This is a genomic window from Kitasatospora azatica KCTC 9699 (genome assembly GCF_000744785.1).
In the GTDB taxonomy this organism is placed as follows: Bacteria; Actinomycetota; Actinomycetes; order Streptomycetales; family Streptomycetaceae; genus Kitasatospora; species Kitasatospora azatica.
In genome coordinates this window covers 2380094-2394059 of sequence record NZ_JQMO01000003.1, presented here as the reverse complement: position 1 = coordinate 2394059, position 13966 = coordinate 2380094, and the positions used below count along the sequence as shown (strand labels likewise).

Sequence of the window (13966 nt, the reverse complement as noted above, 5' to 3'; positions counted from 1 at the left end):
TCCCTCTCGCTCGCTCTTCGGCCGCATCCAGCTCACCTCGGGGGCGGGGAGTCGGCGAGGCGAGGGAGAGGGCGGCGCGAGGGGGCGAGGGAGCGCCAATCCGCTTGTATGACAAGCAGATTGGCGGAGCTGACGGCGGCTCGGGGGATCACCCGATCAGCCGCACGCGGACGGGGGTTCAGCTCCCCGGGACGAGCCGCACCGGGAGCTCGGCGAGAACGGCGCGCAGCGAGTCGGCGAACCGGTCGTACTCGGGGGCCCGGGCCGAGCCGGGGCGGGTGGCCAGGCCGATCCGGCGGCCGGGAGCCGGCTCGGCGAAGTGGACGGCGGCCAACCGGTCGGTGCGGCCCGCCTCCACCTCCAGCGCGGTGGCGGGCAGCAGGGTGACCCCGAGGCCGCCGGCCACCAGCTGGACCAGGGTGGAGAGCCCGGCCGCCCGGGTGTTGCCGCCGCCCTGCTCGGCGCCGACCTCCCGGCACAGGTCCAGTGCCTGGTCCCGCAGGCAGTGGCCCTCCTCGAGCAGCAGCACCTCCAGGTCGAGCAGCACCTCCCGGGGCACGTCGGTGCGGCCGGCCAGCTCGTGCTCGGGCGGGGTGACCAGCACGAAGTCCTCGTCGAAGAGCGGGATGTCCCGGGTCGGCGCCGCTCCCCCGGCGGGCAGCGCGAGCAGCAGCAGGTCGAGCCGCCCGGCCGCCAGCCCCTCCAGCAGCGAGGGCGTGCGCTCCTCGTGCACGTGGAGTTCCAGGTCCGGGTAGCGGTCGCGGACCAGTCGCAGCACGGCGGGCAGCAGGTACGGTGCGACGGTCGGTATCACTCCCAGGTGCAGCGGCCCGGTGAACGGTCGGCGGGCCGCCTCGACCTCCTCGGTCAGCTCGTGCAGCGCGGCCAGCGTCCGACGGGCGTGTCCGGCCACCCGCTCGCCCAGCGGGGTGATGATGACCTTGCGTGTCGTACGCTCCACCAGCTGGACCCCGAGCGACTCCTCCAGCGCGGCGAGCGCACCGGAGAGCGCCGGCTGACTGGTGCCGACGGCCGCCGCGGCATCGCGGAAGTGCAGATGCTCGGCGACCGCGAGGAAGGCCCGCAGCTGGGCGACCGTGGGGGTGCGGGGCCTGAGGTTCTGGGTACTGATAGCTCTCTCCGATCAGAGGGATCGAGTCTAGCTATTTCCGTGATCAGTGCGCGTCATGCCACTGTGGATCACGTCGGGATCCGTCGAATCATAGGCGATCCGGGCAAACACCCTCATTTTCCACACCCAGGAGAAGCGAACGTGCTCACGATCGGTGACAAGTTCCCCGAGTTCGACCTCAAGGCCTGCGTCGACCTGGACGCCGCGAACGCATTCGCCGACATCGACCACAAGACCTACGAGGGCAAGTGGAAGATCGTCTTCTTCTGGCCGATGGACTTCACCTTCGTCTGCCCCACCGAGATCGCCGCGTTCGGCAAGCTGAACGAGGAGTTCGCCGACCGTGACGCGCAGATCCTCGGCGTCTCCGGCGACTCCGAGTTCGTGCACCACGCCTGGCGCAAGGACCACGCCGACCTGCGCGACCTGCCCTTCCCGATGCTGGCCGACATCAAGCACGAGCTGATGCGCGCCTGCGGCGTCGAGGGCGCGGACGGCACCGCCCAGCGCGCGGTCTTCATCGTGGACCCGAACAACGAGATCCAGTTCGTCATGGTGACCGCCGGCTCGGTCGGCCGTAACCCCAAGGAGGTCCTGCGGGTGCTGGACGCCCTGCAGACCGACGAGCTGTGCCCGTGCAACTGGAACAAGGGCGAGGCCACCCTGGACGCCGGCACCCTGCTGGCCGGCTGATCCCGATGGCACTGGACGAACTCAAGGCCGCCCTCCCCGAGTACGCCAAGGACCTCAAGCTCAACCTGAGCGCGGTGATCGGCAACTCGGACCTGCCCGAGCAGCAGCTCTGGGGCACCGTGCTGTCCTGCGCGATGGCCACCGCCAGCAAGCCGGTGCTGCGCGAGCTGGAGCCGCAGGCGAAGAGCATCCTCTCCGAGCAGGCGTACACCGCCGCCAAGGCCGCTGCCGCGATCATGGCGATGAACAACGTGTACTACCGCACCACGCACCTGCTCTCGGACCACGAGGAGTACGCGAAGCTGCGGACCGGGCTGCGGATGAACATCATCGGCAACCCCGGCGTGGAGAAGCTGGACTTCGAGTTCTGGAGCTTCGCCGTCTCCGCGATCAACGGCTGCGGCCAGTGCCTGGACTCGCACGAGCAGGTGCTGCGCAAGGCCGGGGTGGACCGCGAGACCATCCAGGTCGCGATCCGGATCGCCGCCGTGATCCAGGCCGTCGCCTCGGTGCTGGACGCCGAGGCCGCGCTGGCCTGACCCAGGGTCGGCTGCCTAACGCCCGACGGGGCCCCACTTCGCGAAGTGGGGCCCCGTCAGCATGTTCAGGCCCGCCACCGTCTCCGCACCGAAGACCAGCGCGGCCCGCGGCGCGGTGCGCAGCCGCAGCATCTCGTAGAGCACGTCGGCGAACGGCTGCACCGCCAGCGCGTGCCCGACCGCCAGCGCCTCGGCGTGCTCCTGGTGCTCGGCCAACCGGGCCAGGTCGCGCAGCATCGAGCGGCAGCGGACGTAGGCGTGCGCCCGGCCGCGTTCCAGCACCGGGCGGTCCAGACCGAAGATCCGGATCGTCTCGCGGCCCTTGGCGGTGCGGGCCCGGTAGGCGCCGGTGACCAGCACCAGGTCCAGGTGGTCGGCCGGTTCGTCGCTGGTCGGGTCGATCAGCAGCGGCTCGCCGTGCCGGTCCGTCGGGTAGAGGTCGCGCTTCTGGTTGCTGTTGCAGAAGGCGCAGGCCCACAGGTGGTTGAACCAGTCGAAGGCGCGCTGCGGGGCCATCGCGATCGGCTGGAAATGGTCGATGCTGGTGCCCTCGCTGTCCCCGCAGTACATGCAGCGCGAGAGTCCGGCCGCCATCGCGACCAGGTGCACCGTCAGGTCGCGCCGGATGGTGCGGGCGTCCCGCCAGGACTCCCGCGCCCCGCCCCGGTGGTCCCCGATCCGCTCGGACCGGGCCGCCATCCGCGCGATCAGCTCCTCCGGTAACGGCCCGCGCTGCAAAGGGATCATCTCGGGCGCCCGAGTCTGGCCGACACCTCGTCCACCCGGGCCGACAGCGAGCTCATCAGCCGGTCGGTCAGCTCCTGGTACTCCGCCAGTTCCTCGTCGGTCGAGTCGCCGGCCAGCACCCGCCCCTCCAGGTCGCCGATCCGCCGCCGGGCGTCCTCGGCCCGGGCGGAGTACGGGGACTCCAAGCCGAACAGCTCGGAGAGCACCGCGTCGTCCCCGCTGCCGTAGACGACCCGCCGGTAGAGCTCCTCGCTGACCGGCTGCGGCGGCACGTCCTCGTCCAGGCCCGCTATCCGGATCAGCCCGCCGGGGTCGGCGGCCTGGCAGATGTACGGGCTGTGGGTGGAGACGATGAACTGCACCCGGGGGAAGTGCGCCTTGAGCCAGGGCCCGATCCGCTGCTGCCAGCTGACGTGCAGATGGGCGTCGATCTCGTCGATCAGCACCACGCCGGGCAGCGTGATCGCGCCGGCCTCGTCCTGCGGCAGGCTGCCGTAGCAGTTCTGGAACTGGCGGACCAGGTCGAGCACCAGGGCGGCGACGGTGCGGTAGCCGTCGCTCAGCTCGCGCAGCGGGAAGCCGGGGCCGCCGGCCCGGTGGATCCACAGCCCGTCGGAGTCGACCTTGGAGACCCGGTAGCCGTCCGGCAGCAGGCCGTCGGAGAGCAGGCCGGTGACCACGTCCAGGACCTGCTGGGCGCCGGGGCGACCCTCGAGCCGGCGCACGTGCTGGTCGATCAGCCAGGAGACGCCCTCGGCGAGCGAGGCCTCCTCGTGGAAGAGGGTGGCCAGCCGGCCGACCGGGCCGGCCGAGAGCATCAGCCGCTGGCTCTCCCCCGCCCCGCCGAGCAGCCGGCGGAACGGGCCGTAGCCGGCGAAGAACCAGCCGCGCGGGTTCTCCGCCCACGGGCCGCGCTCGGGGCTGGCCGAACCGAAGGCCTCCAGCTCCGGGCGCGAGCCGCCGGCCATGGGCGTGCCGCCGGCCGGAGGCCTGGGGAGCGTCCAGCGCAGGCCGAGCTTGAGGTCGTACTTGGGCGCCTTGCCGCTGCCCGCCAGCCGGTCCACCGACCAGTCCGGGCGGACGAAGGCCTGCACCCAGCCGGTCCGCTCACCGGCACTGAGCCAGCCGGAGAAGTCGCTGACCAGGCTGCGCGAGACCGAGGGGCCGCCGAGCGCCAGCGCCAGCGCGCGCAGCAGGGTGGTCTTGCCGGCGCCGTTGCGCCCGGCCAGCACCGTCCAGCCCGCCTGCGGGAGTTCCAACTGCCGGACCTCGCGGGACGGCGTGAACCCCCGGATGCCCGAGATGCCCAGCCTGGTCACATACATGACGGCAGCTTAGGACGTGGCGGTGCGCTCCGGGGAGGGGTCGGACGAAGCATCCGCGGCTGCTTCCTGCGCCGCCTCCTGGGCGGCCTCGTCGGCGGCCTCCTGGGCGATCTCCAACGCCACGAAGACCTCGTCGGCGGCCGCGTTGCGTCGGCGCAGATGGCCGACCACGGTGTTGGTCACCGCGATCAGCGGCACCGCGACGATCGCCCCGCCGATCCCGCCGATGATCGACCCGGCGGCCACGCCGAGCACCACGCCCAGCGGGTGCACCCGCACCGCGCGGCCCAGGATCAGCGGCTGCAGCAGGTGGCCCTCGAGCTGCTGCACGGCGACCAGCACCACCAGCACCATCAGCGGGGTGTAGAGGCTGTGGTTCTCGTTGGTCACCAGCGCGACCAGCACCGCGAGGGTCCCGGTGACCAGCGCGCCGACCAGCGGCACGAAGGCGCCCAGGAAGATGATCACCGCCAGTGGCATCGCCAGCGGCACCCCGAGCAGCTGGATGCCGATCCCGATGCAGAGCGCGTCGATGAAGGCCACCGCCACCGTGCCGCGGACATAGGCGGTCAGCGTGGTCCAGGCCTTCGGCCCGGCCCCGGCCATCGCGTACCGGGACTGCTGCGGCAGCGCGCGCAGCACCCAGCTCCAGATCCGGGCACCGTCGTAGAGCAGGAAGTAGGTGGTGAAGGCGGCGAGCAGCACGCCGGTCAGCACCTCGATCACGATGCCCACGGTGGTGAAGCCGAAGGAGGTGATCTGCTCGGTGTTGGAGCCGATCGCGTTCTGCAGCTGCTTGGTGAAGTCGGTCAGCTGCTGGGGGGTCAGGTGCAGCGGCCCCTGGACCAGCCAGTCGTGCAGGGTCTGCACACCCTTCTGGGCCTTGGCGGAGACGTCCGAGATGTTGGTGGTCACCTGCCAGACCACGAACCAGCCGACCAGGCCGATGCCGGCCAGCCCGGCCAGGAAGGTGCCGAGCGCGGCCAGCGAGCGGGGCACGCCGTGCCGGCGCAGCCAGGAGACGGTGGGTTCGAGCAGCGCCGAGATCAGCACGCCGGCCAGCAGCGCGAAGGCGACCAGCCGCAGCGTGTCGACCACCCTGAAGACCACGTAGAGCGCGAGGCCGAGCAGCAGCAGCCGCCAGGTGGACTCGGCGGCCACCCGCAGGCCCCAGGGCACCGCCTCGGCGGGGGTGGCGGGACGGTGCGGGTGCGGGTCGCGGGGGCGGGGCGGGTCACGGAGTTCGACGGGGCGCGGGGCGGGGGCCGGCGCGGGCTCGATCCGCACCACCTCGCGCACCACCACCTCACGGACCGGCGCCTCAGGGGCCGGCACCGCACGGGCCGCCTCGCGGACCTCCTCGCGCGGCGCGGGGATCGGCTCGGCGGCGGCCGCCCGGCGGCGCTTCGCCAGCGCGTCGGTGAGCACCGCGCCCCAGCGGCCGAGCCTGGACACCGTTCGGTCGCGCTGCTCACCCCGTGCCATCGGCGTTCCGTCCTCCCGTCGGCCGCGGCCTCGCCACGGCTGTGCGGTACGACGCTACCCGGGACCTTCACCCGTCCGGCGCACCGGGCCCGAAAACGGCGAAGACCGCCCGTCGATTGGGGGGCGGTCTCAGCCCTCGGCCGAAGTGGCCGAGGGCTTTCTACCGGTTTCGCCCGGTTCGGTACCAGTTGTTCCTAGTACCGGCGGTGCTTAGTACCAGCTGTGTGCCTGCCAGAACGACCAGGCGCCGCAGGGGCTGCCGTAGCGGTCGTTCATGTAGCCCAGGCCCCACTTGATCTGGGTCGCGGGGTTGGTCTGCCAGTCCGCGCCGGCCGAGGCCATCTTGGAACCGGGCAGCGCCTGCACCAGGCCGTACGCCCCGGAGGGGTTGCGGGCGGTGTAGTCCCAGCCGCTCTCGCGCTTCACGATGTTGCTGAAGCACTGGAACTGGGTGTCATTGCCTATGATCCCGGCCGCGAGTGCCTGGACCGACCCGGGGCTGTACGAGGCGGCTGCGGGCGCGGAGTCCGTGGTGACGGCAAGCTGGGAGCGGGCCTTGGCCCGGTTCGCGGCGGCCTGCTGCGCGTCGGCGGCAGCCTTGGCCTTGGCGGCGGCGTCGGCCGCTGCCTTCTCCGCGTCGGCCTTGGCCTGCGCGTCGGCGGCGGCCTTCAGGCGCGCGGCCTCGGCGGCAGCGCGCTTGGCGGCCTCGTCGGCCGACTGCTGCTGAGCCGTGGCCTGGCGGCCGATGTCGTCACTGACGGTCTGTGCCTGCGAAGCTGACGGGATGTCGGCGAGCAGCGTGGCACCCGCGACGTCGACCGGCTGATTCGACTTGGCCTCGCTGCCCGAGGCCACACCCACGACGGCACCGACAGCGGTGACGGCGGTGGCGGAGGCCACGGCAACTCCCCGGACCGAGATCCGAGTCACATGGTTTCCTTCCAGCGTCGCCCCCGCGTGACCGTGGGGACGCAACATGCCCCTGGTCACTGGCCTCCACCTTGCTGCTGGTCACGGGAGACACGGGCCCGGCGTCCGCCCCGGCGAGCCGGTGCGGGCGAGAAGATCGGGCGGCGTACGGTCCGTCGTTATTCAGTTGACGCCCAACCAGAGGGCCGTACGCGGGGCCTGACAGAGACCTCACCATGCCGCAAGAGGACGCGGGTGCGCAATTCCCGATTGCGTGGCGAAGCTCACATCCCCACCCGACAGGGAAACTGACCGATCGATGGACAGGGTGCGGTGCGATGTGCTGACGATCCGCCCGGCGGCGGGCCGAACCCAGTCGCCGGGCGGATCGTTCGATCACATGCTGATCGCTCTTACGGCTGGATGTCTTCCAGCATCTCGGTCACCAGTGCGGCGATCGGGGAGCGCTCGGAGCGCGTGAGGGTGATGTGCGCGAAGAGCGGATGCCCCTTCAGCTTCTCCACCACCGCCACCACTCCGTCGTAGCGACCCACCCGCAGGTTGTCCCGCTGGGCGACGTCGTGGGTGAGCACCACCCGCGACCCCTGGCCGATCCGGGAGAGCACCGTGAGCAGCACGTTCCGTTCCAGCGACTGCGCCTCGTCCACGATCACGAAGGCGTCGTGCAGCGAGCGGCCCCGGATATGGGTGAGCGGCAGCACCTCCAGCATCCCGCGGGAGATCACCTCTTCGATCACCGCCGGCGTGGTGACGGCCGACAGGGTGTCGAAGACCGCCTGCGCCCAGGGGCTCATCTTCTCCGACTCGCTGCCCGGAAGGTAGCCCAACTCCTGCCCGCCGACCGCGTACAGCGGGCGGAAGACCATCACCTTCCGGTGCTGCTGGCGCTCCAGCACCGCCTCCAGGCCCGCACAGAGCGCGAGCGCGGACTTGCCCGTACCGGCCCGCCCGCCAAGCGAGACGATGCCGACCTCCGGATCGAGCAGCACGTCCAACGCCACCCGCTGCTCGGCGCTGCGCCCGCGCAGCCCGAACGCCTCCCGGTCGCCGCGCACCAGCTTCACCCGGCCGTCCACGGTGACCCGGCCCAGCGCCCGCCCGCGCTCGGAGCTGAGCACCAGTCCGGTGTGCACCGGCAGGTCCTCGGCGCCGTCGATCTCCACGGCGGCGTCGTGCGGCGCGCCGAAGAGCTCGTCCACCTGGTCACCAGAGACCGGCAGTTCGGACATTCCGGTCCAACCGGAGGTGATCGCCAGCTCGGCCCGGTACTCCTCGGCGAGCAGACCGACCGCGCTGGCCTTGATCCGCATCGGCAGGTCCTTGGAGACGACGGTGACGTCGTACCCCTCCGCCTGCAGGTTGCGGGCGACCGCCAGGATCCGGGTGTCCGCCTCGCCGCCGCCCAGCCGGTAGCCGGCCGGCAGCACCGAGGTGTCCGAGTGGTTCAGCTCGACGCGGATGGAGCCGCCGATCTCCCCGGTGGGGATGGGCTCGTCGAGTCGGCCGTAGCGGACCCGGTAGTCGTCGAGCAGGCGCAGGGCCTGGCGGGCGAAGTAGCCCAGTTCGGGATGGTGCCGCTTGGCCTCCAGCTCGGTGACCACGACCACCGGGAGCACCACCTCGTGCTCCTCGAACCGCGTCATGGCGAGCGGGTCGGCCAAAAGCACGCTGGTGTCAAGGACGTACGTGCGCCGGTCTGGTGTCCGGCGGCTCTTGGTACTGACCACTAGGCCTCCAGGGCGGGTGACCCTGCGTCACCCGCGGCTCACCGGCCCCCGCGACCCCTGTCGGCAGGGTGCCGGTCTGCCATGTGTATGCCCTGACGGTGCGTCGAGCATGCCCCGCGAAGCCAAGTCGTGGATCAGTTCCGGTGAATTCTCGGTAACCCCGGTTCACCGAGTGATCCGAGGTCAGCCCCCGTAACGGCGGTGTCGCTGTTCGTATGCGCGCAGGGCCCGCAGGAAGTCCACCTTGCGGAAGGCCGGCCAGTAGGCCTCGCAGAAGTAGAACTCGCTGTGCGCGCTCTGCCAGAGCAGGAAGCCGGACAGCCGCTGCTCGCCGGAGGTGCGGATCACCAGGTCCGGGTCCGGCTGGCCCTTGGTGTAGAGCCGCTCGGCGATGTGCTCCACGTCCAGGATCTCGACCAGCTCCTCGATCGAGGTGCCGCGGTCGGCGTGTTCCTGGAGCAGTGAGCGGACGGCGTCGGCGATCTCGTGCCGGCCGCCGTAGCCGACCGCGACGTTGACCGTGATGCCCTCGAGGTGCTCGGTGGCGGTGGCCGCGCCCTTCAGGATCCCGGCGGTCTTGGCCGGCAGCAGGTCCAGGGTGCCGATCGGGTTGATCTTGTACCGCTTGAGCTCGGCCAGGCCGGTCACCGCGTCCTCGATGATGCCGAGCAGCGGGACCAGCTCGTCCGCCGGACGGGAGAGGTTGTCGGTGGAGAGCATCCAGAGGGTGACGACCTCGATGTTGGTCTCGTCGCACCAGCCGAGGAACTCGGCGATCTTGTCCGCGCCGCGCTGGTGGCCGAAGGCGGTGGTGCCGCCGGCGGCCTTGGCCCAGCGGCGGTTGCCGTCCATGATCACGCCGACATGGTGCGGGGTGCGGGCCAGATGGACCTCGACCCGCTGGCCGTAGAGGCGGTACATCCCACCGAGCAGCGACCGCAGTCCCGGCGTGCGCTCGACGAGATCGCGCAGACCCATCACGTTCAGCCCCTCCGAGCTATGACCCCCTGGTCCCCGGCCCTGGCTGCCACGGGTCCTGAGGCAGCCTACTGGACACGGAGAGGTCTCCGGATCCTTAAAGATTCCGTAAGTCGGCGAACGACTGCTTGACGCATGCCAATGGTCTAGTCCAGCTTGTTCGACAAGCAGTCGCCGGTTCAACCGCCGGCCACCTCGCCCTGACTTCCCTCTGCCTGCTTTCTGCCTTCCTTTCTGTCTTCCTTTCTGCCTTCGTCCTGCCCTCTTCCTGTCTTCCTTCTGCCGTCCTTCCCTCCCCCACACGGGGCCGCCGCGACCCCCACCGCGGCGGCTCCTCTCCTCCTCCCCCAGGAGAGTTTCGCCATGGCCCGTACGGTCGCCCCCACTCACCGCCGTCGCCGCCGCGCGCTGCCCGCGCTCGCCGCCGGTACCACCGCCCTCGCCGTGGCCGGCACCGGCCTGGCGCTCTTCGCCGGCGGTGCCAGCGCCGCGGTCGGCAACCTCACCAGCAACGGCGGCTTCGAGAGCGGCCTGACCGGCTGGAGCTGTACCGGCACCGCCGCCGCCGTCTCCTCGCCGGTGCACAGCGGCACCGGCGCGCTGCTGGCCACGCCGAGCAGCGCGGACACGGCGCAGTGCACCCAGACCATCCCGGTGCAGCCGAACTCCAGCTACACGCTGGCCGCCTGGGTCCAGGGCCCGTACGTGTACCTGGGCGCCACCGGCACCGGCGGCACCGACCCGAGCACCTGGTCCAGCCAGACCGGCTGGAACCAGCTGAGCACCAGCTTCACCACGGGCGCGAGCACCACCAGCGTGACGGTGTACCTGCACGGGTGGTACGGGCAGGGGGCCTACGGAGCGGACGACGTGACGTTGACGGGGCCGGGTGGGTCCTCCACCCCGACTCCGACGCCCACGCCCACCCCCACGCCTACGCCGACCCCCACCCCGACGCCCACACCGACACCCACCCCGACACCCACCCCGACTCCCACCTCGACTCCGACGCCGACACCCACGCCCACGCCGACGCCCACGTCGACCAGCACTCCCCCGGCGACCGGCCTGCCCAAGCACGTCATCACGGGCTACTGGCAGAACTTCGACAACGGCGCGACCGACCAGAAGCTCGCCGACGTCCAGGCGAACTACGACATCATCGCGGTGTCCTTCGCCGACGCCACCACCACCTCGGGCGCGATCAGCTTCACGCTGGACCCGACCCTGGCGAAGAACCTCAGCGGCTACACCGACGCCCAGTTCAAGGCCGACATCGCCGCCAAGCACGCGGCCGGCAAGAAGGTCGTGCTCTCGGTCGGCGGCCAGAACGGTGCGATCACCGTCGGCGACAGCGCCTCGGCCACCAACTTCGCCAACAGCGCCTACACGCTGATCCAGCAGTACGGCTTCGACGGCGTCGACATCGACCTGGAGAACGGGGTCAACCCGACCTACATGGCGCAGGCCCTGCACAGCCTCGCGGGCAAGGTCGGCAGCAACTTCGTGCTCACCATGGCCCCCGAGACCATGGGCATGTACACCAGCACCAGCGCCTACTTCCAGCTGTCGCTGAACGTCAAGGACATCCTGTCGGTCGTCAACACCCAGTTCTACAACTCGGGCAGCATGCCCGGCTGTGACGGCAAGAACTACAACCAGGGCACCGAGGACTTCATCACCTCGCAGATCTGCACCTACATCCAGGGCGGTCTGAGCCCGGCCCAGGTCGGCATCGGCGTCCCCGCCTCCGCCTCGGCGGCCGGCGGCGGCTACGTCAACTCCACCGTGGTCAACAACGCCCTGGACTGCCTGGCCACCGGCAGCAACTGCGGGTCCTTCGTCCCGCCGGCCAAGTGGCCGACCATCCGCGGCGCGATGGCCTGGTCCACCAACTGGGACGCGAAGAACGGCAACGACTTCTCCACCAACGTCGGCAACCACGCCCACGGCATGCAGTAACCCCTCCATCCGCTGACCCGCACCACCATCGCGGCGCCCCACGCCTCTTGAGGGAGAGGCCTGAGCGCCCCCGCGAGGCCCGCCCCACCGAGCAGGTGCGGCGGGCCTCGCGGCGTTGTACGGATCCTGGACCGGGCTTTCGGTACCGTGGCAGGGCCACCCCTTGGGCGGACGATGTCCTGATGGTCGCCGAGGTCACCTCCTTCGATGCGGACACCGACCGTCGCGACCGGATCGAGAAGCCGGCGGCGTACGCCGAGACCGGGATCCCGGTCTACCTGCTGGTGGATCGGGAGATCTACTCGGTCACCGTGTACAGCGAGCCGGCGGGTGGTAGGTATCGGAGCGTTGTCACGTTGGCGTACGGGCATACCGTTGAACTGCCCGGGCTGGGCATCACCTTGGAGACCGAGGAGCTCAAGGAGTTCGCCCGCTAGGACTCGTTCAGGTAGGCGAGGACGGCGAGGACGCGGCGGTTGTTGTTGTCGTCGTCGGTGATGCCGAGTTTGCCGAAGGTGGAGGTCGTGTACTTGCTGATGGCGCTCTCGCTGAGGAAGAGCCGCTGGGCGATGGCCTGGTTGGAGAGTCCTTCGGCCATCAGGCTGAGCACGGAGTGTTCGCGTTCGGTGAGTTGTGCGAGGCGGCGGTTCGAGGAGCCGTTGGACAGCAGTTTGGCGATGACGGCCTGGTCCATGGCGGTGCCGCCGGCGGCGACGCGTTCCAGGGCGTCGATGAACTGGTCGGCGTCGAACACGCTCTCCTTGAGGAAGTAGCCGATGCCACCGGCGCCGTCGGCCAGGAGTTCGCGGGCGTACAACTGCTCGACGTACTGGGAGAGGATCAGGACCGGTAGTCCGGGCAGCTCGCGGCGGGCGGCGAGGGCGGCGCGCAGGCCCTCGTCGGACTGGGTCGGCGGCATCCGGACGTCGACCACGGCGACGTCGGGCCGCCAGGTCAGCAGCACGTCGAGCGTCTCGGGTCCGGTGCTTGCCGTCGCCACCACCTGGTGGCCGCATGCCTCGATGAGGCGGACCATCCCGTCACGCAGGAGATAGAGGTCTTCGGCTACGACGATTCGCACGGCACCATCATCCTCGCGTGGGTCGGTCCTCCTGCCGGGCTGGTGATCTCCAGGGTGCCGTCGAAGACCGCGAGGCGGCGGCGCAGCCCCGCCAGTCCGCCGCCGGCTCGCAGGTCGGCGCCGCCCCGCCCGTTGTCCTCGACCTCGACGAGGATGTGGGTGTCGTTCCGGGCGATGGAGATCAGCGCCCGGGTCGCACGGGCGTGCTTGGCCGCGTTGGTCAGCAGTTCGGCGGTTCCGAAGTAGAGGGCGGACTCGATCGGCGGGTCCAGGCGAAGCTGGACCTCGGCTCTGACGGCCGCTTCGAGCGGGCTGTCCAGGGCGAGGGCGCGCACCGCGTCGATCAGCCCTCGGTCGTTCAGCACCGGCGGGTTGATGCCTTGGACCAGATCGCGGAGCTCGGTGAGTGAGGTGGCCGCGCCGGCGCGCGCCTCCCGCATCAGCGCCCGCGCCCGGGCAGGGTCGGTCTCCATCAGCTTCTCCGCCGTCGCCAGTGAGAGCCCGAGTGCGACCAGGCGGGCCTGCGCCCCGTCGTGCAGGTCCCGCTCGATCCGGCGGATCTCGGCCGCCTGCGCGATCGTGGTGTCCGCGCGCTGGGCGGTCAGCTCGTCCACCCGCTCCGCCAGCGCCATCGCTCGCGACGGGCGCAGGAAGCGGACGGCCACCGGCTCGACGGACCGCCAGGCATACGGGGCAGCCGCGACGGCCACGACCAGGCCGAGCAGCCCGAACAGGCGCATGGCGAGCACGGATTGGCTGAGCCCGAGGACCGCCAGCGCCGCTCCGGCCGGCGGGACGGCCGCGACCACGCCCGCCGTGAACGGCACGATCCCCGTGAACCGCAGGTCGCGCCAGGTGGCCGGATCGCCCCAGCGGAGCCGCCACTTCTGGTCCATCAGGGCATCGCGGCTGGTGCGCTCGTAGCTGAAGCCGTTCCACCAGTACCCGGTGGACAGCTGCGTCACCGGCCCCGCCTGCCGGTATCCGGCCGGGATGACGGTGGCGGTCCATCGCGCGACGAGGAGGCGGACCAGCCGGCAGACCGGGCGGGACAGCACGATCGTGCCCACGCAGACCAGCACCGACGGCGCCAGCCAGGACCACGGGTTCCCGGCTCCCCACCAGATCCCCAGCGCCACGGCGGCGGCCCACACCGCCGGGACCAGCATGCTGACGGCCACCACGATGCACGCCCGTACGAACCCCACGCAGGCATCAGTCACCCACGAGACGACCTGTCGCATGACCCACTCCCTCCTGCCGGTGCGGCTTGCTGATGCCACTCTGCACCGCGCGGAGCCCGATTCCGCCTCCATCGGCTCCGAAGTGGGTCTGGCCCCACCCCTCTGTGCGTCCAGGCCCATACC

The 13966-nt window shown here is 71.0% G+C and carries 14 protein-coding genes; 4 read left to right on the top strand and 10 right to left on the bottom strand.

Annotation, left to right across the window (positions count from 1 at the left end; translation table 11 throughout):
* Positions 1-178 precede the first annotated feature (178 nt).
* On the bottom strand, positions 179-1132 hold the full coding sequence (locus tag BR98_RS21285) for a LysR substrate-binding domain-containing protein (protein ID WP_035846918.1): 954 nt from the start codon (positions 1130-1132) through the stop codon (positions 179-181).
* A gap of 141 nt (positions 1133-1273) precedes the next feature.
* Between BR98_RS21285 and BR98_RS21280 the strand changes: the two genes are divergently transcribed.
* On the top strand, positions 1274-1825 hold the full coding sequence (locus BR98_RS21280; protein ID WP_035846916.1) for a peroxiredoxin: 552 nt from the start codon (positions 1274-1276) through the stop codon (positions 1823-1825).
* 5 nt (positions 1826-1830) lie between these two features.
* Positions 1831-2364, top strand: coding sequence for an alkyl hydroperoxide reductase (locus tag BR98_RS21275; protein WP_035846914.1), 534 nt, complete (start codon positions 1831-1833; stop codon positions 2362-2364).
* 15 nt (positions 2365-2379) lie between these two features.
* On the opposite strand, the gene BR98_RS21270 is transcribed toward BR98_RS21275, so the two are convergent.
* The 7 genes from BR98_RS21270 to BR98_RS39515 all read right to left on the bottom strand — a co-directional run bounded on the left by BR98_RS21270 (position 2380) and on the right by BR98_RS39515 (position 9921).
* Positions 2380-3111 carry an HNH endonuclease family protein gene (locus BR98_RS21270; RefSeq protein ID WP_035846913.1) on the bottom strand — a complete coding sequence of 244 codons (732 nt, stop codon included), beginning with the start codon at positions 3109-3111 and terminating at the stop codon, positions 2380-2382.
* On the bottom strand, positions 3108-4436 hold the full coding sequence (locus BR98_RS21265) for an AAA family ATPase (RefSeq protein WP_035846910.1): 1329 nt from the start codon (positions 4434-4436) through the stop codon (positions 3108-3110). Before BR98_RS21265 ends, BR98_RS21270 begins: the two co-directional genes overlap by 4 nt.
* A 9-nt stretch (positions 4437-4445) precedes the next feature.
* Positions 4446-5921, bottom strand: coding sequence for an AI-2E family transporter (locus BR98_RS21260; RefSeq protein ID WP_063774819.1), 1476 nt, complete (start codon positions 5919-5921; stop codon positions 4446-4448).
* 210 nt (positions 5922-6131) lie between these two features.
* Positions 6132-6851, bottom strand: a complete 720-nt coding sequence (locus BR98_RS21255) for an aggregation-promoting factor C-terminal-like domain-containing protein (RefSeq protein ID WP_035846907.1) — start codon at positions 6849-6851, stop codon at positions 6132-6134.
* A gap of 392 nt (positions 6852-7243) precedes the next feature.
* Positions 7244-8578, bottom strand: a complete 1335-nt coding sequence (locus tag BR98_RS21250) for a PhoH family protein (protein ID WP_035846904.1) — start codon at positions 8576-8578, stop codon at positions 7244-7246.
* 183 nt (positions 8579-8761) lie between these two features.
* Positions 8762-9556 carry an isoprenyl transferase gene (locus BR98_RS21245; protein WP_198042261.1) on the bottom strand — a complete coding sequence of 265 codons (795 nt, stop codon included), beginning with the start codon at positions 9554-9556 and terminating at the stop codon, positions 8762-8764.
* A gap of 179 nt (positions 9557-9735) precedes the next feature.
* Positions 9736-9921, bottom strand: a complete 186-nt coding sequence (locus BR98_RS39515; protein ID WP_157537872.1) for a hypothetical protein — start codon at positions 9919-9921, stop codon at positions 9736-9738.
* On the opposite strand from BR98_RS39515, the gene BR98_RS21240 reads away from it, so the two are divergent.
* Together BR98_RS21240 and BR98_RS42595 are read left to right on the top strand one after the other, a co-directional pair.
* The gene (locus tag BR98_RS21240; RefSeq protein WP_035846902.1) at positions 9920-11518 is read left to right on the top strand and encodes a chitinase; all 1599 of its coding nucleotides are present in this window, start codon (positions 9920-9922) and stop codon (positions 11516-11518) included. The genes BR98_RS39515 and BR98_RS21240 overlap by 2 nt on opposite strands.
* On the top strand, positions 11413-11955 hold the full coding sequence (locus tag BR98_RS42595) for a Uma2 family endonuclease (RefSeq protein WP_407639474.1): 543 nt from the start codon (positions 11413-11415) through the stop codon (positions 11953-11955). Before BR98_RS21240 ends, BR98_RS42595 begins: the two co-directional genes overlap by 106 nt.
* Here the strand turns inward: BR98_RS42595 and BR98_RS21230 are convergent.
* A complete protein-coding gene (locus BR98_RS21230) occupies positions 11952-12599 on the bottom strand; it encodes a response regulator transcription factor (RefSeq protein WP_035846900.1) in 648 nt (215 codons plus the stop codon). The two genes, BR98_RS42595 and BR98_RS21230, sit on opposite strands and share 4 nt — an antisense overlap.
* A complete protein-coding gene (locus BR98_RS21225) occupies positions 12584-13843 on the bottom strand; it encodes a sensor histidine kinase (protein ID WP_035846898.1) in 1260 nt (419 codons plus the stop codon). Before BR98_RS21225 ends, BR98_RS21230 begins: the two co-directional genes overlap by 16 nt.
* Positions 13844-13966 lie beyond the last annotated feature (123 nt).

Bases quoted from the DNA above. Each gene is read 5' to 3' on its own strand.
- BR98_RS21245 (WP_198042261.1), bottom strand. From the start codon at position 9,556: ATGGGTCTGCGCGATCTCGTCGAGCGCACGCCGGGACTGCGGTCGCTG.
- BR98_RS21265 (WP_035846910.1), bottom strand. From the start codon at position 4,436: ATGTATGTGACCAGGCTGGGCATCTCGGGCATCCGGGGGTTCACGCCG.
- BR98_RS21225 (WP_035846898.1), bottom strand. From the start codon at position 13,843: ATGCGACAGGTCGTCTCGTGGGTGACTGATGCCTGCGTGGGGTTCGTA.
- BR98_RS21260 (WP_063774819.1), bottom strand. From the start codon at position 5,921: ATGGCACGGGGTGAGCAGCGCGACCGAACGGTGTCCAGGCTCGGCCGC.
- BR98_RS39515 (WP_157537872.1), bottom strand. From the start codon at position 9,921: ATGGCGAAACTCTCCTGGGGGAGGAGGAGAGGAGCCGCCGCGGTGGGG.
- BR98_RS21270 (WP_035846913.1), bottom strand. From the start codon at position 3,111: ATGATCCCTTTGCAGCGCGGGCCGTTACCGGAGGAGCTGATCGCGCGG.
- BR98_RS21240 (WP_035846902.1), top strand. From the start codon at position 9,920: ATGGCCCGTACGGTCGCCCCCACTCACCGCCGTCGCCGCCGCGCGCTG.
- BR98_RS21275 (WP_035846914.1), top strand. From the start codon at position 1,831: ATGGCACTGGACGAACTCAAGGCCGCCCTCCCCGAGTACGCCAAGGAC.